Origin of the sequence: Halobacterium sp. CBA1126 (assembly GCF_009741975.1) — an archaeon.
Classification (GTDB): Archaea; Halobacteriota; Halobacteria; order Halobacteriales; family Halobacteriaceae; genus Halobacterium.
In genome coordinates this window covers 1-22,310 of record NZ_WPCF01000001.1, presented here as the reverse complement: position 1 = coordinate 22,310, position 22,310 = coordinate 1, and the positions used below count along the sequence as shown (strand labels likewise).

Below are 22,310 nucleotides of genomic sequence, written 5' to 3'. Positions count from 1 at the left end.
CATGGCAGACCACGGGAGTCGACAGATCGGGCACGAGTTGCGGGAGACCGCGAGTCGGAACACCCACCTGCGGGAGTACCTCCAGCGGTTCAAGCAGTTCACGGGGGAGTTCCCGGAGTTCATCGACGAGCCCGAAGAGGAGTGGGAGGCGGACAAGCCGAACGTCCTCTACCCCGTCGGCGGCCCCATCTACTGCCACGTGTACGGCGACCTCGGGAAAGACACGAAGTACTACACCATCGAGCCGGAGCTCTCCGGTCCGGAGGCGGCGGTGTTCGGCCAGGTCCGCGAGCGCATTCTCGAGAAGTCGGTGAACAAGCCGGCGCCCGAGCAGGAAGCCGAGTACGACGACCGCATCGAGGAGCTGCTGGAGGAGACGGTCCGCATCAACGACGACGAGGGCGGCGTGTTCCAGCGCGTGCGCACGCTCCCGAACAACCTCGGGTCGCTCGTGCGGAACTTCGACGCCTCGTCGGTCGCCGACCGGATGGTCAGCGACCAGCGCGGGCAGATGTCCCTCGACTCGGGGGACCTCTCCGGCCAGCAGGTGAAGGCGGGCGCGCGCCGCGTCGCGGCGGCGCCGAAGCAGGCCGCCCGGCAGGTGCGGGCGGCCGCGCCGCTCGTCCGGGACGCCCTCGAGGAGGCGTTCGGGTTCGGGCGGATTCCGGTCACGCAGTCGACGTACGAGAACATCCGCTACCAGCTGAACCGGGACATCGTCGGGTTCGGACCGCTGGAGCCGGTGATGCGTGACCCGTACAACGAGGACATCCACGTCATCGGCCCGAGCCACTGCTACGTCGACCACGGCACGTTCGGGATGCTGGAGACCACCGTCGACTTCGGGTCGCCCGACGAGTTCGACGGCTGGCTGCGGAACATGGGCGAACGCATCGGCGACCCGGTGTCGGACTCCGACCCCATCGTGGACTCGACGCTCCCGGACGGCTCCCGCGTGAACATCATCTACAGCGACGATGTCTCGTTGAAGGGGCCGTCGCTGACCATCCGCCAGGGCGACGAGGTGCCGCTGTCGGTCGGCCAGATCACGAACTGGGGGACGCTCTCGCCGGAGCTGGCGGCGTACCTCTGGCTCTGCCTGGAGAACGAACAGACAGTGTTCGTGGTCGGGGAGACGGCGTCCGGGAAGACGACGACGCTGAACGCCATCATGTCGTTCATCCCGCGGGACTCGAAGATCTACACCGCGGAGGACACCGCCGAAGTGCTGCCGCCCCACGACACGTGGCAGCAGCTGCTCACCCGCGAGGGGCAGGGCGAGAACTCCGCGGACGTGGACATGTTCGACCTCGTCGCGGCCGCGCTGCGTTCCCGCCCCGACTACATCATCGTCGGCGAGGTGCGCGGCGAGGAGGGGCGGATGGCGTTCCAGGCGGCCCAGACCGGCCACCCCGTGATGCTGACGTTCCACGCCAGCGACATCGTCTCGATGATCCAGCGGTTCACCGGGGAGCCCATCAACGTCCCGGAGACGTTCATGGACAACGCCGACGTGGCGCTGTTCCAGAACCGCGTCAAGCAGGGCGACGACGTCCTGCGCCGGGTCACCTCCGTCCAGGAGATCGAGGGGTACTCGAAGGAGATGGGCGGCGTGGTCACGCGGCAGGCGTTCTACTGGGACCCCGTCGAGGACGAGATCGTCTTCCAGGGCCGGAACAACTCCTACGTCCTCGAGGAGCAGATCGCGACGCTCCTGGGGTACGCGGACACCCGCGAGATCTACGACGAACTGGACTTCCGCGCGGACGTCATCGAGCGCATCATCCAGGAGGACTTGACGGGGTACCACGAGTTCAACGAGACCATCGAGTCGTTCCAGCGGGACGGCATCGAGGGCCTGCCGTTCACCATCACGCGCGGGTTCTAGCCATGGCCGCCGAGGACGTCGAAGCGGAGCCACGGGGCACGCTGGAGGAGATCGAACTCGGCGACCTGGTCGACTCCGTCGTCGAGTCCTACCGGCAGATGGGGATGCCGGCGTACACGTACGCGCTGCTCGTCGTCGTCCCCTCGGTGGTCTTCCTGCTGGCGTCCGTCGCGGCCGTCTTCGTCGTCGACCTGCCGATGTTCCTCGCCGTGCCGATTCCGATGCTGGGGGCGCTAGGCCTCGTGACAGCGGTCCTGTACCCGAAGATCAAGCGCGACCAGCGCCGCACGCGGATGGAGAACCGCTTCCACCTGTTCGTCACCCACATGACCATCCTGTCGACGACGAACATCGACCGCGTGGAGGTGTTCCGGCGGATGGGCGACGAGTACGAGTACGGCCCGCTCGCGGAGGAGTCCCGGCGCATCGTCCAGCTCATCGACGCGTGGAACCAGAGCCTCGACGACGCCTGCCGGATGCGCGCGAACAAGGTGCCCAGCGACCTCGTCGCTGACTTCCTCGACCGGCTGGCGTACACCATCAACTCCGGGGAGAGCCTCGAGGCCTACCTGACCTCCGAGCAGGACGCCATCATCCGGAACTACGCGACCGTCTACGAGGGCCAGCTGGAGAACCTCCAGGTGATGAAGGACCTCTACCTGTCGATGGTGCTGTCCGTGACGTTCGCGCTCGTGTTCGCGACCGTCCTCCCCATCCTCTCCGGGACGAACCCGACGATGACTGTGTCCGCGGTCGTCGTCCTCTACTCGTTCATCCAAATCGGGTTCCTGTACGCCATCTACACGGTCGCGCCGACCGACCCGGTGTGGTACTTCCCGGAGAACCGGACGACGTGGACGGAGTGGCGGCTCCGCATCGCGACCGTGGTCGGCTGCGGGCTCTCGCTGGCGCTGGTCGTGGGGACCATGGCGGTGTTCCTCGGGTGGACGCGCGTCGACCCGCACAGCGTGCCGCTGCCGATGTACGCGGCGGTACCGACGACGCCGCTCATCATTCCGGGGCTGGTGGCCCGCGCCGAGGAGAAGCGCGTGAAGGACCGCGACGACGCGTTCACGAACTTCATCCGCGCGCTCGGAGCCAGCGAGACGGCCCGCCAGACGACGACAACGCGGGTGCTGGAGACGCTGCGGAACAAGAACTTCGGCGCGCTCACCGAGCTCGTCGACGACCTCTACAAGCGGCTGAACCTCCGGCTGGACGCGGAGAAGGCGTGGCGGTACTTCACCGCTGACGCCCACTCGTACCTGATCCAGAAGTTCAGCGAGATGTACCTCATCGGGCGCCAGATGGGTGGCGACCCGAAACACCTCGGCGACCTCATCTCGGGGAACATGAGCGAAGTCCAGCAGCTCCGCCAACGCCGCAACCAGGCGACGTCGACGATGATCGGCGTGCTGTACGGCATCACGGCGGCGGCGACGTTCGCGTTCTTCATCGGGCTGGGCATCGTGGACGTCATCTCCGGGCTGGGGCTGGACTTCTCAAACGCTGCGCTGCCCGTCGACGACCTCATCAACACGGGGATATACGACATCCAGCTCATCGAGTACCTGCTGGTGGTGACGGTACTGGTCAACGCGGTGCTGTCGTCGCTGATGATTCGCGTCGTCGACGGCGGCCACAAGGTGAACGCGTACGTCCACTTCGTCGTGCTGACGTGGATCTCCTCCATCATCGGGTCGCTGACGCTCCGGCTCGTGGAGTCGCTGCTCTCCGTGTGACCGGGGGGCCACACTTATGTATCGTAGTCCGCTACCTACCCCACGATGAACGAGGCCGGAGGCGACGGGTATGTGTTCGCCGTCGCCAGCGGGAAGGGCGGCGTCGGGAAGTCGACGACCACGGCGAACCTCGGCGTCGCGCTCGCCGACGACGGGTTCGACGTGGCGGTCGTGGACGTCGACCTCGGGATGGCGAACCTCGCCGGCCTCCTCGGCGTCGACCCGGACGTGACCCTCCACGACGTGCTCGGCGGTGACGCCGCGCCCGCCGACGCCACGTACGAGACGAACGGCCTCACGCTCGTCCCCGGGTCGACGAACTTGGAACAGTTCGCGCGCGCCGACGCGAAGTCCCTCCACCGGGTCGTGGAGTTCCTCCGCGAGGACAACGACGTGGTGTTGCTGGACGCGGGCGCGGGGCTGAGCTACGACATCGCGATGGCGATGAGCGTCGCGGACGGCGTGCTGCTGGTGACGACCGCGGAGCTGACGTCGCTGACGGACGCCACGAAGACCGGGAAGCTCGTCGGGAAACTCGACAAACCCGTGGTGGGCGCGGTGTTCACGCGCACGGGCGACGGCGGCTTCGACGACGTGGAAGGCATCGCGACGGCGCTCGGGACGACCGACGCCGTCACCGTCAGCGTCCCCCACGACGACGCGGTCAAGCTCGCGGTGCGGAAGGGCCGGCCGGTGGTGTCGCTGAAGCCCGAGAGCCCCGCGGCGCGCGCGTACGACCGCCTCGCGGCGAAGCTCGCGGACAGCGTCGGCATGGAACCCAGCGAGCCGGAGGAGCCGACGGGCTTCGAGTGGGTCGACCCGGACACGGGCGAGACCGAGGAGCCCGCGGAGCCGGTCGACGACGGGCCGGTGTACGAGATTCCGCTCGAGGACCTCATCGAGGAAGCGGGCCTGGAGACGGAGGGCGAGGCGTCGGAGCGCCGCGTGAAGCTGTACGACCGCGTGAAGTCGAAGTTCTCCTAGTCGGGCGTGACGATGCTGTAGATGACGAAGAGGTAGCCCGCGGTCGTGAACACGTAGTTCGCCGTCAACAGGGTGCGGGTGTACTCGAAGCCGGTGACGAACGCCACGACGGTCGTGCCGATGGCTGCGGTGACGACGAGGGCGAACCCCGCCGAGAGGTGCATCATGGAGTGGCGGCCGGTGTCGAGGTACGCGCGGACCGCGAACGCCACCATGCTGAGGCCGGCGGCGGCGAGGGTCGCGCTGAAGAGCAGGTAGATTGCTTCGATGGGTCGCATGGGCGCGTGGCTCGTACGCACGTTCCCCAGACTCCGTATAAAGATGTCCCCGCGATTATTATCTCGTAGAATCACGGCCGGACGCTCTCGGATTCGACCCTACTGCTCGGAGCGGAGGTCGCTCCAGACGTCGACGAGGGCGTTCTTCGCCTCCGTGCGCTCGGTGGTCTCGACGTCGGTCTCGTCGACGCCGAACTTCACCGTGATCTCGTCGACCTGCCGGCGGTACACCTTCGTGCGGCGTCCCTCGTCGGAGAGCTCCTTCCCCTCGAGCTTGAGGAGGTCGTGCTCGTTGAGCTCCTCGATGCGCCGGTAGCTCGTCGCGATTGGGATGTCGAGCTCCTCGCTGAGCTCCTGGGCCGACTTCGGCGCGTGAGTGGCTTCGAGAATCTCGGCGTTGTACTTGTTGCCGAGTACCCGCAACACGTCCACCGGGTCCATCGGACTGATGATGTGAGTGGAGGGAAAAAAGAGTGTCGGGCTCGGCGGGCCTCCGCGCCGAGGCGGAATCGACGGACGGAGCGGGGAAACGTAGGCAGCCTAACACTTCCGCCGGCGTAGACCCAACGCTTAATTCGGTCGGCCAAGATTCGCCGGTATGACATCGGCGACCGACGTCCTCGAGTTCTCGCTGGGCGAGGACCGATACTGCATCGACATCGCGCACGTCGACGAGATCGTGGACGCGACCGAAGACGTCACTCCGATTCCGAACGCGGACGCCAACGTGGTCGGCGTCGTCGACCTCCGCGGCGAGACGACGACGGTCGTCGACCCCCGCGTCCGCCTCGGCGTCGACGGCGAGGCGGACGGCAGCCGCATCGTCGTCCTCTCCGAGCACGAGAGCACGGGCCTGCTGGTCGACGACGTCCACGAGGTCGAGTCCGTCGACGGCGAGGACGTCGACGACTCCGCGGCCTCGGAGACGACCCGCGGGGTCGTCCGCCGGGACGACCGCTTCGTCGTCTGGGTGGAACCTGACGCCCTAATCTAGGAGCGCGTCGACGTCCGCGTGGTCGTAGAGGAGCTCCTGCATCCGGTCGACCGTGCGCTCGTCGCGGACGCGCCCGCCGCGCACCAGCTGTTCTGCGCGCTCGACGGTCGTCAGCGTGTCCGACTGCACCGACAGCACGGGCACGCCCTGCTCGGCGGCCTTCCCGAGCACCGCGCCGGAGGGCCGGTGGCCGCCCGTCAGCACCAGACACGTCACCCCCGGGGCGTCCAGCGCCGCGGTCTGGACGTCCGCGCGGTCGCCGCCCGTGATGACCGCGCGTCCTTCGTCCGCCGGAAGTGACTGAGCGCGGCCTCGCCGCTCATCGCGCCGACGAGGAACCGCTCGACGCGGCCGTCGGTTCCCGCGCCGTCCTCCGTGAGCAGGTCCGCGCCGAGTTCCGCCGCGAGGTCCGAGACGGTGACGCCCGCGAGGTCAGCGTCCCGCGGAATCACGCCGAGCACGGGCACGTCCCGGCCGTCGAGGAACGGCGCGACGTCCGTCTCCACGTCGTCGTAGACGGCGTCCTGCACCGCGTTGAACACGACGCCCGCGCAGCGGTCGCCGAGGTCGTCGGCGGCCGCGAGTACGTCGTCGACGTCGCCGGGCTCGCCGTACGGCGCGACCACGAGCACCTCGCGTCCAGCAGCTCCGCGACCTCGGGGTCCGTGAGGTCGACGATGCCGCCCGTGGCGAGGTCGTCGGCGCCCTCCACGACCATCGCGTCCTTGTCCTCGGCGAGGCCGTCGAAGGCCTCCTGCACGCGCGACCGGAGTTCCGCGGGGTCCTCGCGGCCGCGAATCGCGCCCTCGACGAACGTCGGCGAGTAGACGACGGGTTCGAGTTCGTGCATCTCGGCGTCGAGGCCGAGCAGTTCGCGCGCGAGCATCGGGTCGGCGTCGAGGGTCTTCCCGACGTTGGACTCCAGCCGGGTGCCCTTCGGCTTCATGTAGCCGACGTCGTCGCCGCGTTCGGTCGCGAGCCGCGCGAGCGCGAGCGCGACCGCGGTCTTGCCGGTGCCTGCTTCCGTGGATGTGACCAGTAGCGTGTTCATAGCTGTTCGGGGTCGATGGTGAGCCGGACGTCGAGCGCCTGCACGCCGTCGCTCGTCGCCAGCAGCGGGTTCACGTCCAGTTCCAGGATCGCGGGGAACTCCGTGACGAGCTGGCTGAGCCGCTGGACGGCCTCCGTGACCGCCGCCTCGTCGGCGGGGTCGCGGCCGCGCGCACCGCGCAGCAGCGGCGCGGAGTCGAGGTCGTCGAGCATCGCGTCGGCCTCCCGCTCGGAGACCGGCGCGACGCGGACGCTCGTGTCCTCTAAGACTTCGACGAAGATGCCGCCCAGTCCGAACAGCACGAGCGGGCCGAACTGGGGGTCGCGGTTCGCGCCGAGAATCGTCTCCGTGCCCGCGTCCGTGTCCACCAGCTCCTGGACCTGCACGCCGAGGACGGTGGCGTCGGGCTGGTAGTTCTTCGCGCGGGTCACGAGGTCCTCGTAGGCGTCCCGGACCTCCCCGTCGGGGACGCCGACCTTGACGCCGCCGATGTCGGACTTGTGGAGGATGTCCGGGCTGACGATTTTCATCACGACGTCGCCGTCGATGTCGGCGGCGACCCGCTCGGCGTCCGCGGGGTCGTCGACGACCTCGCCGTCGGGCGTCGGGATGCCGTAGGCGTCCAGCAGGTCCATCGCTTCGACGCCGAGCCGGCGGTCGTCGCGCTCCGCGGCGGCCTCGAGAATCTCGCGGGCGCGCTCGCGGTCGACGTCGAACTCCGTGGGCGCCTCGTACTCGCGGGCCTCGACGGCGCGCTGGACGGCGAGCGCGTCGAGGCTCCGCACCGCGCGCGCCGGGTCGAAGTAGTTCGGGATGCCCGCCTCGGCGAGCGCGTCGGCCGCCCGCTCGGTGCGCTCGCCGCCCATGAGGCACGCCACCACGGGCGTGCCGTGCTCGGCCTGCCGCTCGGCGAGCACCGCGGCGAGGTCCGCGAAGTCCATGACGGCCGTCGGGGCGGCGACGACGACCGCACACCCGACGTCCGGGGAGCCGAGGACGGTGTCGAGGGCGTCCGCGAACCGGTCGACGCCCGCGTCCCCGAGCACGTCCACGGGGTTGTAGACGTTCGCCGCGTCCGGCAGCGACGCCTCGAGTTCGTCGACGGTGTCGTCGCCGAACGACGCCATCGAGAGCCGCGCGTCGCCGACCGCGTCGGTCGCCATCACGCCCGGGCCGCCCGCGTTCGTGACGACCGCGACGTCCTCGGAGTCCGGCAGCGGGAGGCCGTCGAGGGCGCGCGCGAAGTCGAACAGCTCCTGGACGTTCTCGGCGCGCACCACGCCCGCCTGCTCGAAGCCCGCTTCGTAGGCGGCCTCGCTGCCCGCGATGGTGCCCGTGTGCGAGGACGCCGCCTGCGCGCCGGCCTCCGTGCGACCGGACTTCACCACCACCGCGGGCGTGTCCTGCGTGACCTCGCGGGCGGTGTCGACGAACTCGCGGCCGTTCTCGATGCCCTCGAGGTAGCCGAGCACGACGTTCGTCTCCGGGTCGTCGTGCCACTGTCGGAGGAAGTCCGTCTCGTCCATGACGGCCTTGTTGCCGAGGCTGACGACGTCCTTGAAGCCGATGCCTTGGTCGTTCGCCCAGTCCAGGACGGCCGTGATGAACGCGCCCGACTGGCTCATGAACGACAGCGAGCCGTCGAGGGCGTTCGACGGGCCGAACGTCGCGTTCAGTCCCGACGGCGTGGAGAGCACGCCGAGGCTGTTCGGGCCGACGAGGTTGAGGTCGTAGTCGTCGGCGACGGCCGCGAGTTCGCGCTCGCGGTCGGCGCCCTCGCTGCCGGTCTCGCTGAACCCCGCGGTGATGACCACCACGTTCCGGACGCCCGCCTCCCCCGCGTCGCGGACGGCGTCGACCACCACCGACGGCGGGACGACGACCACGGCGAGGTCAGCGGCGGGCGCCGACTGCAGGTCCGGGTAGCAGTCGTAGCCGAGCACCGCGTCGCGGCCCGGGTTGACGGCGACGACGTCGCCGTCGAAGTCCGCGAGGTTCGTCACGATGGCGCGACCGATGGAGCCCTCTCGGTCGGTCGCGCCGACGACGGCGACCCTGTCGGGCGCGAACAGCCCGCTTGCGTCGTCTTCCATCTTCGTTCGGACAGACGCCCAGCAGCGGCATAAAAGCGTCCGCGGCTCCCGCGAACCGAGAACCCTACTCGCCGGAGCCGGCGGTCCCGGAGTCGTCGATGCGGGCCTCGTACTTCGCGAGCGCCTCGTCGAGGGCCGCGCCCGCGTCGTAGTCGAGTTCGTCGGCGAGCGCGAGCAGGCAGAACAGCGCGTCCCCGAGCTCGTCGCGGTCGACGTCTGCACCGTCGCTGGCGCCGTAGTCGGAGGTCTCGTTGACGTTCTTCGCGAGTTCGCCGACCTCGCTGGCGAGGTCGAGCACGCGGTTGGCGGGCGGCGCGCGGAGGTCCTCGTCGTCGAGGAACGCGGCGACGCGAGCTTGCTCGTCCATGCGCGGGGCGTGAACCCGAACCCACTTCACTCGTCGTGGTTCGCTCGCGGCGTCGCGTAAGCGATATGTTCGCGCCCCGCGAGACGTCGAGCGTGTCCGACCGTGGGGACCGCTGGCTGGTCGCGTGGAGTCTCGGCTACGCCGCCGTCGGCGCCGCGTCCGTGCTCGTGCCGCTGTACGCCATCGCGCTCGGCGCGGACGCGTTCGTCGTCGCCGTCGTCGCCGCGACCGCCGCGTTCGCCGGCATCCCCGGCGCGCTCGCGTGGGGGTCGCTGTCGACGCGGACCGGCCGCTTCCGGCCGTTCCTCCTCGTCAGCCTCGCGCTCTCCGCGCTGGCGTTCCTCGCGCTCCCGCTCGCCGATTCCCTGCTGGCGGTCGTCGTCGCGAACGCCGCGCTCCAGTTCGCCGTCGCCGCGGCCGCGCCCGTGCTCGCGCTGCTGGTCGTCTCCGGCCACCCGGACGGCGACTGGGACCGCCGCATCGGCGTGCTGAACGCGTGGCAGGGGTACGGCTGGCTCGCCGGCCTGCTCGTCGGCGCCGCGTGGACCGCCGTCGCCGGCCGGTACGCCGCCGCGGTCACCGCGCCCAGCGGTGGTTCTTCTACGCCTCCGCCGCGGCGTGCGCGCTCGCCGCGGTGCTCGCGTGGCACTGGCTGCCCGGCCGCCCGGACGTCTCGGCCGCCCGGTTCGGCCGCGCCACGGTCTCCATCGAGCGCCTCCAGCGGGGCGCGGGGCGGGCCGCTCGGCTCGCGCCGTTCTCCGGCGTGCGGTCGTTCTGGGCGCTCCGCCGCCTCCACCCGCGCGCATTCGCCGGCCGCCTCACGCCCGGGCTCGCGGGCTACCTCGCGGCCGCGACGCTGTTCTTCACGGGGTTCGCGGTGTTCTTCGGGCCGCTCCCGGCGTACCTCGCCACGGACCTCGGGCTCGCCTCCGGGAGCGTGTTCGCGCTGTTCCTCGTCTCCAGCGCGGCCTCCGCGGTCGCCTACGAGCGCGTCGGCGCGCTCGCCGCGGCCCGCGGCCCGGAAGCCGTCCAGACCGCGGCGCTCGCCGCCCGCGTCGCGCTGTTCCCGTCGGTCGCGTTCGCGTCAGTGCTCGGCGCGCTCGCGCTCCCGGGGCTGGTCGTGCTGTTCGTCGCCGTCGGGCTGACGTGGGCGGTGGTCGCGGTCACCGGGACGAGCATCGTCGCGCGACTCGCGCCGCCCGCGGTCCGCGGGGACGCCCTCGGCGCGTACACCGCGTTGGGCGGGCTCGGCACGGCAGTCGGGAGCGTCGCGGGCGGCGTGCTCGCGACGACGGCCGGCTACGTCGCGGCGTTCGGCGTCGCCGGCGGCCTCGTCCTCGCGGGAGCGGTGGTCGCGGCGGCGACCCGTCGCCGGACCGCTACAGAATGATGGACTTCTTGCGGACGAACTCGCGGATGGTCGCGTCGAGGCCCTCGCGGCCGATGCCGGAGTCCTCGTTCCCGCCGAACGGGATGTCGCCGAGCCCGTGGGAGGGCGCGCCGTTGATGCGGACCGCGCCCGCGTCGATGTCCTCGGCCATCCGCATCGCGCGGTCGTAGTCCGCGGTGAACACGCAGGCGTCCAGCGCGAGGTCCGATCGGTTCGCGACCTCGAGCGCGTCCGCGTCGTCCTCGAACGTCGTCACCGCGCAGACCGGCCCGAACTGCTCCTCGTCGACGATGCGCGCGTCTTGCGGGACGTCCGCGAGCAGCGTCGGCTCGAAGACGTGGACGCCGTCGCCGTCCTCGTGGCGGTCGCCGCCGCGGACGACGGTCGCGCCGCGGTCGACGGCGTCGTCGACCAGTTCTTCGACCCAGTCCGCTTGGTCCTCGCTGATGAGCGGGCCGAGGTCGGTGTCCTCGTCGAAGAGGTCGCCCTGCACCCAGTCGTCCATCCCCGCGTCGATGCGCTCGACGAGGTCGTCGTGGGCGGACTCGTGGGCGAGCACGCGCGAGACCGCCGAGCAGCGCTGGCCGGCGTACTTCAGCGACCCCTTCGCGGCCGCGGCGGCGGCCTTGTCGAGGTCGGCGTCGTCGAAGACGACGGCGGGCGCGTTCCCGCCGAGCTCCATGTGGAGGTTCACCATCCCGGACTCGCGGGCGACGTGCTTGCCGGCGCCCGAGGAGCCGGTCATCGCGATGGCGTTCACGCGGTCGTCGCCAGCGAGCTCGTCGCCGATGACGCTGGCCTTCCCCGGCACGAAGTTGAACGCGCCGTCCGGGAGGTGGGCGTCGTCGACGACCTCCGCGAGGATGGCGGCGCTCACGGGCGTCTTGCTCGCGGGCTTGACGACCACGGCGTTGCCGGCGGCGAGCGCGGGCGCGACCTGCAGCGCGGTCGTCGCGAGCGGGTAGTTGTACGGCGTGATACAGAGCACGGCGCCGACCGGCTCGTGTTTCACGATGGCCTGCCAGCCCTCGTGGCCGCTCGTGGTGCCCTCGCGGTACTCGCCCTTGAGGTGGCGGATCTCCTCGATGGCGCGCTCGAAGCGCTCGGCGGCGCTGTCGACCTCGCCGCGCGCCGAGGAGATGGGCTTGCCGGCCTCGCGGACGATGACCTCCGCGAGTTCGGTCTTGCGGTCGCGCAGACCGTCCGCGATGGCCTGCAGCCACTCGCAGCGCTGCGGAATCGTGGTGTCTCGGAGCGTCGCCTTCGCGTCGTCGGCGGCGGCGAGCGCGTCGTCGGCGGCGCCCTCGTCGGCCGCGGCGACCTCCGCGAACGTGCCGCCGTCGGCGAGGTCGGTGACGGGGAAGGTGTCCGGCCCCGTGACCCACTCGCCGCCCACGTACAGCCGCTCCCGGCGACGGATGGCCTCTCGTTCCATACCCGGTGGTTGGCGCGCCCCGGGTAAAGACTTTACTCAAATCCGTATAAAGACCGTCCGGCGGTTTTTTGCCCGCTGCGCGCCGACTCCGCCGCGTGCCAACCCCGACCGTCGCCGCCTGCCAGACCGACCTCGCGGACCTCGACCCGCCCGCCAACCTCGCCGCGGTCGGCGAGCGCCTCGCCGCCCTCGACGACCGCGTCGACGTCGCCGTCTTCCCCGAGTACGCGCTCACGGGCTTCGTCGCGGACGACCGCGTCTACGACGCCGCGCTCGCCCGCGACGGCGACGAACTCGACCGCCTCGCCGCCTCCGCCGCGGACTACGACGTGGCCGTGCTCGCGGGCTTCGTCGAGGACGCCGGCGACGCGTACTACAACTCCGTCGCCTACGTCGCGCCGGACGGCGAGCGCACTTTCTATCGGAAGCGCAACCTCTGGGGCGGCGAAGCCGACGTGCTCGAGGCCGGCGACGAGGCGGTCACCGTGGAGACCCCCGCGGGGAAGACCGGGCTCGCCACGTGTTACGACCTGAACTTCGTGGACGTCAGCGCCGAGTTCGCCCGCGAGCGCGTCGACGCGCTGTTCGTCGTCGGCGCGTGGCCGGGCACCCACAGCGAGAACTGGCGGCTCCTCCTGCGCGCCCGCGCCCTCGACGGCGTGCGCTGGGTGGTCGGCTGCGGGCGCACCGGCCGCCGCGACCTCCCGGACGCTCGCGTCGTCGACTACGCCGGGAAGTCGGCGGTCGTGCGGCCGGACGGCGCCGTCAGCGCCGCGCTCAACCGCGACGAACGCACGCTCGTCGCCGACCTCGACCCCGAGATACTGGCCGAGCAGCGCGAGTTCGTCGGCGTGTTCGCAGAAGCGCCCTGACTACAGCGCTTCGAGGTCGGCGGCGCGGTCGTGGACGTCCGAGGACGAACAGCCCGCGGGCGTCTTCAGCGCCTTCATCCCGATGGGGGCGCCCGCGCGCTCGCCGGCGACCCGGAGCGCCGCGGCCGCCCACGCCGCCGGTTCGTCGTCGACCGAGTGGGCGTCGCCCGCGGCCGTCAGCAGGTCCCGGGCGGTGTCCGCGACGTACTCCGAGGCCGGCAGGTACTGGCGGTACCAGTCGACGGCCTCGACCGCAGTCGCGGGCGGCGGGTTCCGCTCGCGGAGCACCTCCCGTTGCTCCTTGTAGCGGTTCCGGATGGTGACGTGGGTGACGTCCGCGAGCTCCGTGAGCGTGTCCTGTCGGACGTCCATGTCCGCCTCCACGCTGGCGTTGTAGATGGCGGCGGCCGCCCACCCGCTCGGGGACTTGCCGCCGGCGATGCCCGCGTCCTCGCAGTGGTCGACGATTTCTCTCGCGCGGTCCGCGACGCCCTCCGGGAGGCCGAGCTCCCCGGCGTACCGGTCGACGTACTGGGAGGCGTCCGCGAACCCCGAGAGGTCGATGCCGAGTTCGCTGGTGACGGCCTTCGCGCGCCGCAGCAGCTGGGTGCGATCGACGCCCGTCGCGTCGACGAACTCGTCGACGGTGCGCGGGACGCGTTCGACCTTGCACGCGACGTACAGGCACGCCGCGGCCGCCGTCGCCGCGTCGTGGGCGTGGACGGCGCGCTGGTCGCGGTGGCGTCGGAACACCGCGACTGCGGTCTCGGTCGTCTCCGCCGGCACCCCGAGTGCTGTCGCCGCCGACTGGATGCTGTCGAGCGCGTCGCCGACCGCCTGCGGCTCGACGCTCGTCTCGTCGGTCGTCATCTAATCGTCCCCGAATGTGTCGTGTGGGGACAAATAGCTCGGGGTTCAGGCGGATACCACGCCCCGCGCCGTCCTGCGGTCACGCCGGCAGCGCGTCGACGAGGTCGTGGAAGTCTCCGATTGTCAGGTCGGGGTCGCCCGCGAACGGCTCCCACGGCGTCGCCTTCCGGTCGACCCACGCGCTCTGCATCCCGGCGTGGGACGCGCCGAGCACGTCGAACCAGCCCGCCGTCACGTGGACGATTTCGTCGATGGGCGTCCCCGTGCGCGCGGCGGCGTGGCGGTAGAGTTCGGCCGCGGGCTTGAACGTCTCCACCTCGTCGGCGCTCACCGTGTCCTCGAGCAGGTCCCCGATGCCGGCGTGCTCGACCATCGACGCCAGCATCTCGGGGTTCCCGTTCGAGACGACGTAGCAGTCGTAGCCCGCGTCGGTCAGCGCCGCGAGGCCGTCGCGGACGTCGTCGAAGACGTCGAGCTCGTGGTAGACGGCGAGAATCTCGTCGCGCTCCTCGGTGGTCACGTCGGCGCCGTGGGCGTCCAGCGCGTACTGGAGCGCGTCGCGGTTCATCTCGTAGAACGGCTGGTAGGCGTCGATCTGGTTCGCGACGAACGTGTACGCCAGCGACCGCGAGCGCCACAGCCGCGAGACGGGCTCGGGGTCGGCGACGCGGTCGGCGAGCGCCCGATCGGCGGCCTCGACGTCCACGAGCGTGCTGTACGAGTCGAACGTCACCGTGGTGACGCGCTCCGGGTCGAAACTCATTCGCCCCGGACTACGCGGGCGGCCCCGATAACTCTCGGGTCAACCGGCGGCGCTCGCGGCGGCAGCCGGTTTCTTGGCGCCGGCCCGCGTGGGCGGCGTATGGACGAGTTCGACTTTCTGGTAATCGGCTCCGGGTCGGGGCTGGACGTCGCGAACGTCGCCGCCAATCAGGGGCAGTCGGTCGCGGTCGTGGAGAAGGGGCCGCTCGGCGGGACGTGCCTGAACCGCGGCTGCATCCCCTCGAAGCTCCTCCTCTATCACGCCGACGTGCTCGAAACCATCGAGCGCGCGGGCGAGTTCGGCATCGACGCAACCGTCGACGACGTCGACTTCGAGGGCATCGTCCGCGAGGTCAACGAGGAGGTGCAGGCGGACGCGGACTCGATTCGGCGCGGCCTGCGCTCCTCGGACCGCCACACGCTCTACGAGGGCGAGGCGCGCTTCGTTGACGACCGCGCGGTCGAACTCTCGGGCGGCGAGGACGACGGCGCCCGCATCCGCGCGGACACCGTGCTCATCGCGGCGGGCACGCGGCCCGCGATTCCGCCCATCGACGGCATCGAGGACGTGGACTACCTCACGAGCGACGAGGCCCTCCAGTTGGAGACGCCGCCCGACCACCTCGTCGTGGTCGGCGGCGGCTACATCGCCGCGGAGCTCGGGCACTTCTTCGAGACGTTCGGGAGCGAGGTCACCGTCGTCGGCCGCCGCCCGAATCTCCTCCCGAACGCCGACGGCGAGGTCGCCGACGCGTTCACCGAGCGGTTCGCCGAGCGCGCGGACGTCTACACCGGCTACGAGGCGACGAGCGTCTCGCAGTCCGGCGGCGAGGTCACGCTGGAAGCCCGCGAGTACGAGTACGGCGACGACGCCGGCGTCGTGGAGGGCGGCGAGTCGGTCTCGGTCACCGGCGACGCCCTGCTCGTCGCGGCCGGCCGCACGCCGAACACGGACACGCTGAACCTCGACGCGACCGGCGTGCGGACCGACGACAGCGGGTTCGTGGAGACCGACGACTACCTCGAAACCGACGCCGACGGCGTGTGGGCGCTCGGCGACATCGTCGGCGAGTACCTCCTCAAGCACAGCGCGAACCACGAGGCGCAGGCGGTCGCGCGCAACGTCTTCGGCAGCGACCCCGAGCCGGTCGACTACACGGCGATGCCGTTCGCGGTGTTCGGGTCCCCGGAGGTCGCGGGCGTCGGCGCCACGGAAGCCGACCTCGAGGCGGAGGGCCGGGAGTACGCGACGAACACCTACGACTTCGCGGACACCGCGCGCGGAGACGCGATGCACGCCGACGGGTTCGTGAAGGCCATCGTCGACCTCGACGGCGAGATTCTCGGCTGCCACATCGTCGGCCCGGAGGCCTCGACGCTGATTCAGGAGGTCGTCGTCGCGATGAAGGCCGGCACCGGCAGCGTGCGGGACGTCCGGGAGTCAATTCACGTCCACCCCGCGCTCCCGGAGGTCGTCCAGCGCGCGTTCTCCGGGCAGTTCAGCCGGGGCGGCCACCGCCACTGAGGCGGCTTACGGACCCGTAACCCCGTTACTGGGACGTTCGCGCGGGCTTTTGTGCGCGGCGCCCCTCGACGGGAGTGTAATGACGAAAGCAGCAGTCGTGATTCTGGCAGGCACCGAATCCCACAGCGACCTCGGCCGGCTCGCGAACGGCCTCGAAGCCGCCAAGGAGTTCGCCGACGAGCCCGAGGACGACCTCGAACTCATCTTCGACGGCGCGGGCACGCAGTGGATTCCCGAGCTCGAAGACCCCGACCACGACTACCACGACCTCTACCAGTCCGTGAAAGACGACACGTCCGCCTGCGACTACTGTTCGGGCGCGTTCGGCGTCGAGGACGCGGTCGCGGACGCCGGCGTCGTCACCCTCGACAAGCACGATGGCCACCCGAGCATCCGCTCGCTCGTCGACGACGACTACGAGATCATCACCTTCTGAGGCCTACGCGTCGGCGTACAGGCGCGACGCGAGGTAGGCGTCGACCTCCTCGCGGACCGTCTCCGCCCGCGCCTCGTCCGCCGTCACGCGCTGGTTCATCGCGCCGTTGAACAGCGTCACGAGGAACGACGCCACGCCGTCGGGGTCGACGTCGCGGAACGCGCCAGCCTCGACGCCCTCCCGGACGATGCCCGCGAGCTCCTCGTGCAGGGACTCGTCGCTGCGCGTGAAGTGGTCGCGGTAGCGCTCGTCGTGGGCGGCCTGCGCGCGCAGCTCCACCATCGCCTCCGTGAACTCCCGGTGGTCGTCGGGGAGCTTCGCCGCGAGCACGTGGTCGAGGACGGCCTCGAGGTGCTCGCGGGGCGGCAGGTCGTCGTCCGGCGCCGCCTGCTCGAACTCCGCGAGCATGAACTCCAGGAACTCCAGGAGGAGCTCGTCCTTGCTGTCGTAGTGGTGGTAGAGCAGCGACTTGCTCTTCGCGAAGTGGTCGCCGATGCGCTGGATGGTCAGTCCCGCGTAGCCGTGCTCGCGGAGCGCGCGGAACGTCGCCTGCATGATCGCTTCCCGCGTGGTCTCCGGCTCGCCGGAGAACGGGTGGGCGTGCGCCATCGGCGAACCGGTAGTCCGCCGAACGGGAAAGCCATGTCGGTGCCCGCTCCGCGGGCCGGCCGCACCGTTTACCAGTCGTCACCACGTCACTCCGAGTATGCCCGACACGTACGTCGACACGGAGGTCGAAGTGGAAGTGGACTCGACCGAGCTGGAAGTCGAAGCCGGCGAGGAAGAGGAGTTCGAGGCCGAACTCGACGCCCCCGGCGTCTCCATCGAGGTGGAGGCCGAGATCGAAGTCGCCGGCGAAGACGGCGACGACGAGTACTACGCGCCGGAAGCGGAGGGAATGGACGACGAAGAACTCGAGGAGTAGCCAACACGCCGACGGAGAGCCGGCCCCGAACCCGTTCGGGAGAGCCGGCAAGCAGCCCCTCGGGCACCGCGGCTAAACCCCCGGCGGCGCTACGCCGACGCGATGACTGACGACGTGTTCTCGCCGCTGGACGTGCGGGACGTGACCGCCCGGAACCGGTTCGTGATGTCCCCGATGTGCCAGTACTCCGTGGACGACCGCGACGGCCTCGCGACCGACTGGCACCGCGTCCACCTCGGCTCGCGGGCGACCGGTGGCGCCGGCGTCGTGATGACCGAAGCCACCGCCGTCGAACCGCGCGGCCGCATCACGCCCGAGGACCTCGGCATCTGGAGCGACGACCACCGGGACGCTCTCGAGCCTATTGTCGACTTCGTGAAGTCCCAGGGCGCCACGCCGGGCATCCAGCTCGCGCACGCGGGCCGGAAGGGGTCGAAGTCCCGGCCGTGGGAGGGCTCCGAGCCCGTCCATCCCCAGGACGGCGGCTGGACGGTCGTCGGCCCCTCCGACGAACCGTGGCCGTACGAGGGGGAGCCGCCCGCGACCGAATCCCTCGACGCCGAGGGCGTCGACGAGGTAATCGAGTCGTTCCGCGAGGCCGCCCGCCGCTCCCGCGAGGCCGGCTTCGAAATCGCGGAGGTCCACGCCGCCCACGGCTACCTCCTCCACGAGTTCCTCTCCCCGGTGACGAACGACCGCGACGACGAGTACGGCGGGAGCTTCGAGAACCGCACGCGCATCGTCCGCGAGGTCACCGAGGCCGTCCGCGAGGAGATGGGCGACGAGAAGGCCGTCTTCGTCCGCATCTCCGCGACCGACTGGCTCGACGACCGCGACTCGTGGAACGTCGAACAGTCCGCCCGCCTCGCCGACGACCTCTACGAGGTCGGCGCGGACCTCATCGACGTCTCCTCCGGCGGCATCCACCCTGACCAAGACATCGAGTGGACGGGCCCGAACTACCAGCTCCGGTTCGCCGAGCACATCCGGAACAGCCGCGACACGGACGTGAAGGTCGGCACCGTCGGCGGCATCACCTCCGCGGAGCAGGCCGACGCCGTGATTCGCAACGACCGCGCGGACCTCGCCATCGTCGGCCGCGAGTTCCTCCGCGACCCCTACTTCCCGCTGCACGCCGCGACGGAGCTCGGGCGCGAAGACGCGGCCGACGTGCCCGTGCAGTACCACCGCGCGTTCTGAAGCAGCAGCCGCGAGCGATTGCTACGCCGGCTCGAACCGGTAGCCGTCCCACTCGTGGCTCTCCGGCTCGCGGATGCCCGCTTCGGGGTCCCGGAGCTCGTCGGCGTAGACGGGTTCGACCTCGCTGCCGATTTCGACGCCGTCGGCGGTCGTGAGCTGGCCGAGCGCGCGCACGTCCTCCCCCTCGACAGAGAACTCCACGATTGCGAGGTGGTTCGGTTCGCGGACGCCCGGCGGCGTCGCCGTGGAGGTCGTCCACGTGACGACGGTGCCGGTGCGGTCGGCGAGGTCGACGGTCTCGGTCTGTTCCTCCCCGCACTCCGGACAGCGCGTGTGTCCGGGGTACGTGACGTGGCCGTTCGGGCAGCGGTGTGCGTCGAAGCTCATGGCTGTTCGAGGATGGTGGTGGTCACGCAGTTGCCGAAGCCGCCGACGTTGCAGGCGAGGCCGACGCTCCCCTCGACCTGCCGGTCGCCCGCGTCGCCGAGCAACTGCACGTAGAGTTCGTACGCCTGTGCGACGCCGCTCGCGCCGAGCGGGTGGCCCTTCGACTTCAGTCCCCCAGAGGTGTTGATTGGGAGGTCGCCGTCGCGGTCGGTGACGCCGTCCTCGACGGCCTTCCAGCCCTCGCCCTTCTCGAAGAAGCCGAGGTCCTCGCTCTGGAGGAACTCCAAGATAGTGAACATGTCGTGGAGCTCCGCGAAGTCGACGTCCCCGGGGCCGCGGTCGGCCATCTCGTAGGCGACCTCGGAGGACTCGACGACGCCCCGCATCGTCGTCGGGTCCTCGCGCTCGTGGACGACGTGGGTGTCCGTCGCGCCGCCGATGCCGGAGACGACGACGTAGTCGTCGGTGTACTGCTCGGCGACGGACTCCGGGCAGAACAGGAGCGCGGCGCTCCCGTCCGTGATGGGGCAGAAGTCGTACAGTCGGAGGGGGTCGGCGACGACGGGCGACTCGAGGACGGTCTCGAGGTCGACCTCCTTGCGGAACTGCGCGTGGGGGTTGTCGACGCCGTTGCGGTGGTTCTTCACGGCGACCTTCCCGAGGCTCTCGCGGGGCGCGTCGTACTCGTCGAGGTACTTGCGCGCCGTCAGGCCCGCGAAACTCGGGAGCGTGACGCCGTGCTTGTACTCCACGGGGTGCGTGAGGCTGGCGATGACGTCCGTCGCCTCGCCGGTGGTCCGGTGGGTCATCTTCTCCCCGCCGACGAGCAGCGTCATGTCGCTGGCGCCGGAGGCGACGGACTGCCACGCGGCGTAGATGCCCGCGCCGCCGGAGGCGCTCGTCTGGTCGACGCGCTGGGTGTACGCGCCGAGCGCGCCGAGGTCGTGGGCGAGCGCGTTCGGGACGCCGGTCTGTCCCTCGAACTCGCCGCTGGCCATGTTCGAGACGTAGAGGTGGTCGAGGTCGTCGCCGTCGACGCCCGCGTCCCGCAGGGCGGCGTCGCCGGCCTCCGCCAGCAGCCCCCGCACCCACGCGTCGCGGTCGCCGAACGCCGTCATCGACGCACCGATGATTGCTACGCGGTCCATACCCGCACCGTCGCGGAGCGGGGTCTTTACGCTTTCACGTTCGCGCCGGGCGCCCGGGCGACGGCTCAGTCCCCGGTCGCCGCGCGGAGTTCGAGCGTGATGGCGCTGCCGTCGTCCCGTTCGTCGTACGCGACGGCGCCGTCGTACGCGGTCGCGATCCAGCGGACCAGCCAGAGGCCGAGGCCGCTCCCGTGGTCGAGCGGCGTCAGGTCGACGTCGCCGGTGAGGAGGCGGCGCTCCGTGTCCGGGAGTCCGGGACCGCGGTCGCGCACCGTCAGCTCGACGGCGTCGTCGGTGCGCCGAGCCGTGATTTCGACCACCGGCGTCTCCGCGTCCGCGTACCGGACCGCGTTGTCCACGAGCGCGGCGACCGCGCGGTCGAGGTGGCCCCCCGACAGCACCGCCGGTGCGTCGCCGACGTCGACGGTCACGTCGGCGTAGTCCGCCAGCGGCACGTCGGCGAGCGCAGACTGCACCACCTCGCCGAGGGGCGTCGGCTCGAGGACCGGGTCGGCGTCCAGCACGCGCTCGAGGTCCCGCGCCTCCTCGCTGGTGCGCTCGAGCGCGAGCGCGCGCTCCCGGAGCGCCGACGCCGTGGCCGCGAGCTCCGGGTCGTCGACCGACGCCGCCAGCTCCTCGGCGTGGCCGAGCAGCGCGTCCACGTCCTCGGAGAGGTTGTACCGGAGCACGCGGTTCAGCACGGCGAGTTCGCGCTCCTGGCGAATCTCGTCGGTGAGGTCCGTGTACAGCGCGAACCCGCGGTCGCCGCCGTCGTAGGGGATGCCGCGGTACAGCAGCGTCTTCAGGCCGTCCTCGGTGCGCCGGTCGACGATGGCGTAGTTCGACTTCCCCGCGGCCGTACGCTGGTCGAAGCGGTTGCTCTCGGTCATCCGCTCGCTCGGGACGATGAGGTCGTTCAGCGACGCGCCCACCACCTCCCCGCGGTTCACGCCGAACATCTCGCAGAAGGCGTCGTTGACCGTCGCGACGACCGGCTCCTCGCCGTGGAGTTCGAACTCCACGACCGCGTCCTGGACGTTCTCGAAGAGGTGCCGGAACCGGTCCGCGTCCTCGCGCGCGTCGACCGCCCTCGAGTCGTTGCCGCTCATTACCGTCACCTCCCGTCGCCCCACGTATCACTCTTTCCGTACATCCACTAAAATCCGTTAGTACGATATGAGCGTATGGAAAGAAGGTAAGGAAGTACATTTCTGTAACTAAATTCCAGATATTACTGAACGCTCGAACCTCGGCGATGGACGCGTCTCGGTCCGCCACGACCGGCACGCGCGGGTCGTCGACGTTCGTCCCGGTCGCGCCCGTCCGAATCAGCGCGTCCCGGTTCCGGGTGTTCACGGCGGCCTGTGCGAGACGAGACGACCACCGCGGAAAGCCGAAGGTTCAATGCGCCCGCCGGCGAAGACGGGACGAATCACTGCGATGGAACGGGATACCGACGGCTCGGTCGACGAGGAGCGCGTCGCCGCGCTCCGCCAGTCCGTGGACGCCGACGGCGTCGACGAGCTCGCCGACCGGCTTCACAGCGACGACGCCGACGAGCGCGCGGGGGCGGCGTGGCGGCTCGTCGAAGCCGTCACGACCCAGCCGACGAAGGTCCGGACCGTCCTCGACGACGTGCGCGAGGCGGCCGCGGACGACGACGTGTGGGTGCGGCGGGGCGCGACGTGGGTGCTCGCGGAGCTCGCCGAGCGCCAGCCGGACGCCCTCTCCGTGCAGTTCTCGGAGCTCGTCTCGCTGACGCGGGCCGACGACCCGCTCGTCCAGCAGAACGGCGTGGTCGCGGTCGCGGGCGTCACGAAGGCGTACCCGGCGCGAGCGACGACCGGCCTCTCGGCCATCGCGCCGCTCGCGCAGTCCGGGGACGCGCTCGTCCAGCGGTACGCGAGGCAGGCGGTCCGCGAGGTGACCGCGGCCATCGCGGAGCGCGCGGAGGACGCCGGCT

At 70.8% G+C, this 22,310-nt stretch carries 21 protein-coding genes and 3 pseudogenes; 12 read left to right on the top strand and 12 right to left on the bottom strand.

Features of this window, described 5'->3' with window-relative positions:
* Position 1: 1 nt before the first annotated feature.
* Genes GJ634_RS00115 through minD form a run of 3 tightly spaced genes read left to right on the top strand, consistent with a single transcriptional unit; the run spans position 2 to position 4,614 of the window.
* Complete coding sequence (locus tag GJ634_RS00115) at positions 2-1,888, top strand: type II/IV secretion system ATPase subunit (protein ID WP_157499734.1); 1,887 nt, start codon at positions 2-4, stop codon at positions 1,886-1,888.
* Between the two features lie 2 nt (positions 1,889-1,890).
* The gene (gene flaJ / locus GJ634_RS00110; RefSeq protein ID WP_157499732.1) at positions 1,891-3,630 is read left to right on the top strand and encodes an archaellar assembly protein FlaJ; all 1,740 of its coding nucleotides are present in this window, start codon (positions 1,891-1,893) and stop codon (positions 3,628-3,630) included.
* Between the two features lie 45 nt (positions 3,631-3,675).
* The gene (gene minD, locus GJ634_RS00105; RefSeq protein ID WP_157499730.1) at positions 3,676-4,614 is read left to right on the top strand and encodes a MinD/ParA family protein; all 939 of its coding nucleotides are present in this window, start codon (positions 3,676-3,678) and stop codon (positions 4,612-4,614) included.
* On the opposite strand, the gene GJ634_RS00100 is transcribed toward minD, so the two are convergent.
* Together GJ634_RS00100 and GJ634_RS00095 are read right to left on the bottom strand one after the other, a co-directional pair.
* Positions 4,611-4,892 carry a hypothetical protein gene (locus GJ634_RS00100; RefSeq protein ID WP_157499728.1) on the bottom strand — a complete coding sequence of 94 codons (282 nt, stop codon included), beginning with the start codon at positions 4,890-4,892 and terminating at the stop codon, positions 4,611-4,613. The genes minD and GJ634_RS00100 overlap by 4 nt on opposite strands.
* Before the next feature lie 99 nt (positions 4,893-4,991).
* A complete protein-coding gene (locus GJ634_RS00095; RefSeq protein WP_157499726.1) occupies positions 4,992-5,333 on the bottom strand; it encodes a helix-turn-helix domain-containing protein in 342 nt (113 codons plus the stop codon).
* 157 nt (positions 5,334-5,490) lie between these two features.
* Between GJ634_RS00095 and GJ634_RS00090 the strand changes: the two genes are divergently transcribed.
* Positions 5,491-5,886 (top strand): chemotaxis protein CheW, encoded by a 396-nt coding sequence (locus GJ634_RS00090; protein WP_157499724.1) that lies wholly within the window; start codon positions 5,491-5,493, stop codon positions 5,884-5,886.
* Here GJ634_RS00090 and GJ634_RS00085 read toward each other — a convergent pair.
* The 3 genes and pseudogenes from GJ634_RS00085 to GJ634_RS00075 all read right to left on the bottom strand — a co-directional run bounded on the left by GJ634_RS00085 (position 5,878) and on the right by GJ634_RS00075 (position 9,397).
* A pseudogene (locus GJ634_RS00085) lies at positions 5,878-6,937 on the bottom strand (phosphotransacetylase family protein). The gene GJ634_RS00090 and the pseudogene GJ634_RS00085 sit on opposite strands and share 9 nt — an antisense overlap.
* Positions 6,934-9,030, bottom strand: coding sequence for an acetate--CoA ligase family protein (locus GJ634_RS00080; protein ID WP_157499722.1), 2,097 nt, complete (start codon positions 9,028-9,030; stop codon positions 6,934-6,936). Before GJ634_RS00080 ends, GJ634_RS00085 begins: the two are co-directional and overlap by 4 nt.
* 64 nt (positions 9,031-9,094) lie before the next feature.
* Positions 9,095-9,397: a MazG nucleotide pyrophosphohydrolase domain-containing protein gene (locus GJ634_RS00075; RefSeq protein ID WP_157499720.1), complete on the bottom strand. Its 303-nt coding sequence runs from the start codon at positions 9,395-9,397 to the stop codon at positions 9,095-9,097.
* A gap of 65 nt (positions 9,398-9,462) precedes the next feature.
* Between GJ634_RS00075 and GJ634_RS16790 the strand changes: the two are divergent.
* Both GJ634_RS16790 and GJ634_RS15750 read left to right on the top strand, forming a co-directional pair.
* Positions 9,463-9,924 (top strand): annotated as a pseudogene (locus GJ634_RS16790) (MFS transporter); the annotation flags it as partial.
* A gap of 14 nt (positions 9,925-9,938) precedes the next feature.
* Positions 9,939-10,787 (top strand): MFS transporter, encoded by an 849-nt coding sequence (locus GJ634_RS15750; RefSeq protein ID WP_231736876.1) that lies wholly within the window; start codon positions 9,939-9,941, stop codon positions 10,785-10,787.
* On the opposite strand, the gene GJ634_RS00065 is transcribed toward GJ634_RS15750, so the two are convergent.
* On the bottom strand, positions 10,777-12,222 hold the full coding sequence (locus GJ634_RS00065) for an aldehyde dehydrogenase (RefSeq protein ID WP_157499718.1): 1,446 nt from the start codon (positions 12,220-12,222) through the stop codon (positions 10,777-10,779). The genes GJ634_RS15750 and GJ634_RS00065 overlap by 11 nt on opposite strands.
* A 95-nt stretch (positions 12,223-12,317) precedes the next feature.
* Here GJ634_RS00065 and GJ634_RS00060 point away from each other — a divergent pair, with 95 nt between their 5' ends.
* A complete protein-coding gene (locus GJ634_RS00060) occupies positions 12,318-13,094 on the top strand; it encodes a carbon-nitrogen hydrolase family protein (RefSeq protein ID WP_331713910.1) in 777 nt (258 codons plus the stop codon).
* Here the strand turns inward: GJ634_RS00060 and GJ634_RS00055 are convergent, their stop codons facing one another.
* On the bottom strand, positions 13,095-13,964 hold the full coding sequence (locus GJ634_RS00055; RefSeq protein WP_157499715.1) for a transcription initiation factor IIB family protein: 870 nt from the start codon (positions 13,962-13,964) through the stop codon (positions 13,095-13,097). It abuts the gene before it with no gap.
* Between the two features lie 79 nt (positions 13,965-14,043).
* Entirely contained in the window at positions 14,044-14,727 is a 684-nt protein-coding gene (locus GJ634_RS00050; protein ID WP_157499713.1) for a haloacid dehalogenase type II, read from the bottom strand.
* Between the two features lie 99 nt (positions 14,728-14,826).
* Between GJ634_RS00050 and GJ634_RS00045 the strand changes: the two genes are divergently transcribed.
* Both GJ634_RS00045 and GJ634_RS00040 read left to right on the top strand, forming a co-directional pair.
* Positions 14,827-16,251 (top strand): dihydrolipoyl dehydrogenase, encoded by a 1,425-nt coding sequence (locus GJ634_RS00045; protein WP_157499711.1) that lies wholly within the window; start codon positions 14,827-14,829, stop codon positions 16,249-16,251.
* A 79-nt stretch (positions 16,252-16,330) separates the two neighbouring features.
* A complete protein-coding gene (locus GJ634_RS00040) occupies positions 16,331-16,687 on the top strand; it encodes a DsrE family protein (RefSeq protein WP_157499709.1) in 357 nt (118 codons plus the stop codon).
* A 3-nt stretch (positions 16,688-16,690) separates the two neighbouring features.
* On the opposite strand, the gene GJ634_RS00035 is transcribed toward GJ634_RS00040, so the two are convergent.
* Positions 16,691-17,296 (bottom strand): TetR/AcrR family transcriptional regulator, encoded by a 606-nt coding sequence (locus GJ634_RS00035; protein ID WP_157499707.1) that lies wholly within the window; start codon positions 17,294-17,296, stop codon positions 16,691-16,693.
* Between the two features lie 97 nt (positions 17,297-17,393).
* On the opposite strand from GJ634_RS00035, the gene GJ634_RS00030 reads away from it, so the two are divergent.
* Together GJ634_RS00030 and GJ634_RS00025 are read left to right on the top strand one after the other, a co-directional pair.
* The gene (locus GJ634_RS00030; RefSeq protein ID WP_157499705.1) at positions 17,394-17,612 is read left to right on the top strand and encodes a hypothetical protein; all 219 of its coding nucleotides are present in this window, start codon (positions 17,394-17,396) and stop codon (positions 17,610-17,612) included.
* A gap of 102 nt (positions 17,613-17,714) precedes the next feature.
* Positions 17,715-18,812: an NADH:flavin oxidoreductase/NADH oxidase gene (locus tag GJ634_RS00025; RefSeq protein WP_157499703.1), complete on the top strand. Its 1,098-nt coding sequence runs from the start codon at positions 17,715-17,717 to the stop codon at positions 18,810-18,812.
* A 21-nt stretch (positions 18,813-18,833) separates the two neighbouring features.
* On the opposite strand, the gene GJ634_RS00020 is transcribed toward GJ634_RS00025, so the two are convergent.
* From GJ634_RS00020 to GJ634_RS00010, 3 genes are all read right to left on the bottom strand, one after another.
* Complete coding sequence (locus GJ634_RS00020) at positions 18,834-19,199, bottom strand: Zn-ribbon domain-containing OB-fold protein (RefSeq protein WP_157499701.1); 366 nt, start codon at positions 19,197-19,199, stop codon at positions 18,834-18,836.
* Complete coding sequence (locus tag GJ634_RS00015; protein WP_157499699.1) at positions 19,196-20,347, bottom strand: thiolase family protein; 1,152 nt, start codon at positions 20,345-20,347, stop codon at positions 19,196-19,198. Before GJ634_RS00015 ends, GJ634_RS00020 begins: the two co-directional genes overlap by 4 nt.
* A gap of 65 nt (positions 20,348-20,412) precedes the next feature.
* Entirely contained in the window at positions 20,413-21,456 is a 1,044-nt protein-coding gene (locus GJ634_RS00010; protein WP_157499697.1) for a PAS domain-containing sensor histidine kinase, read from the bottom strand.
* Positions 21,457-21,787: 331 nt separating this feature from the next.
* Between GJ634_RS00010 and GJ634_RS00005 the strand changes: the two are divergent.
* Positions 21,788-22,310, top strand: a pseudogene (locus tag GJ634_RS00005) (protein kinase); the annotation flags it as partial.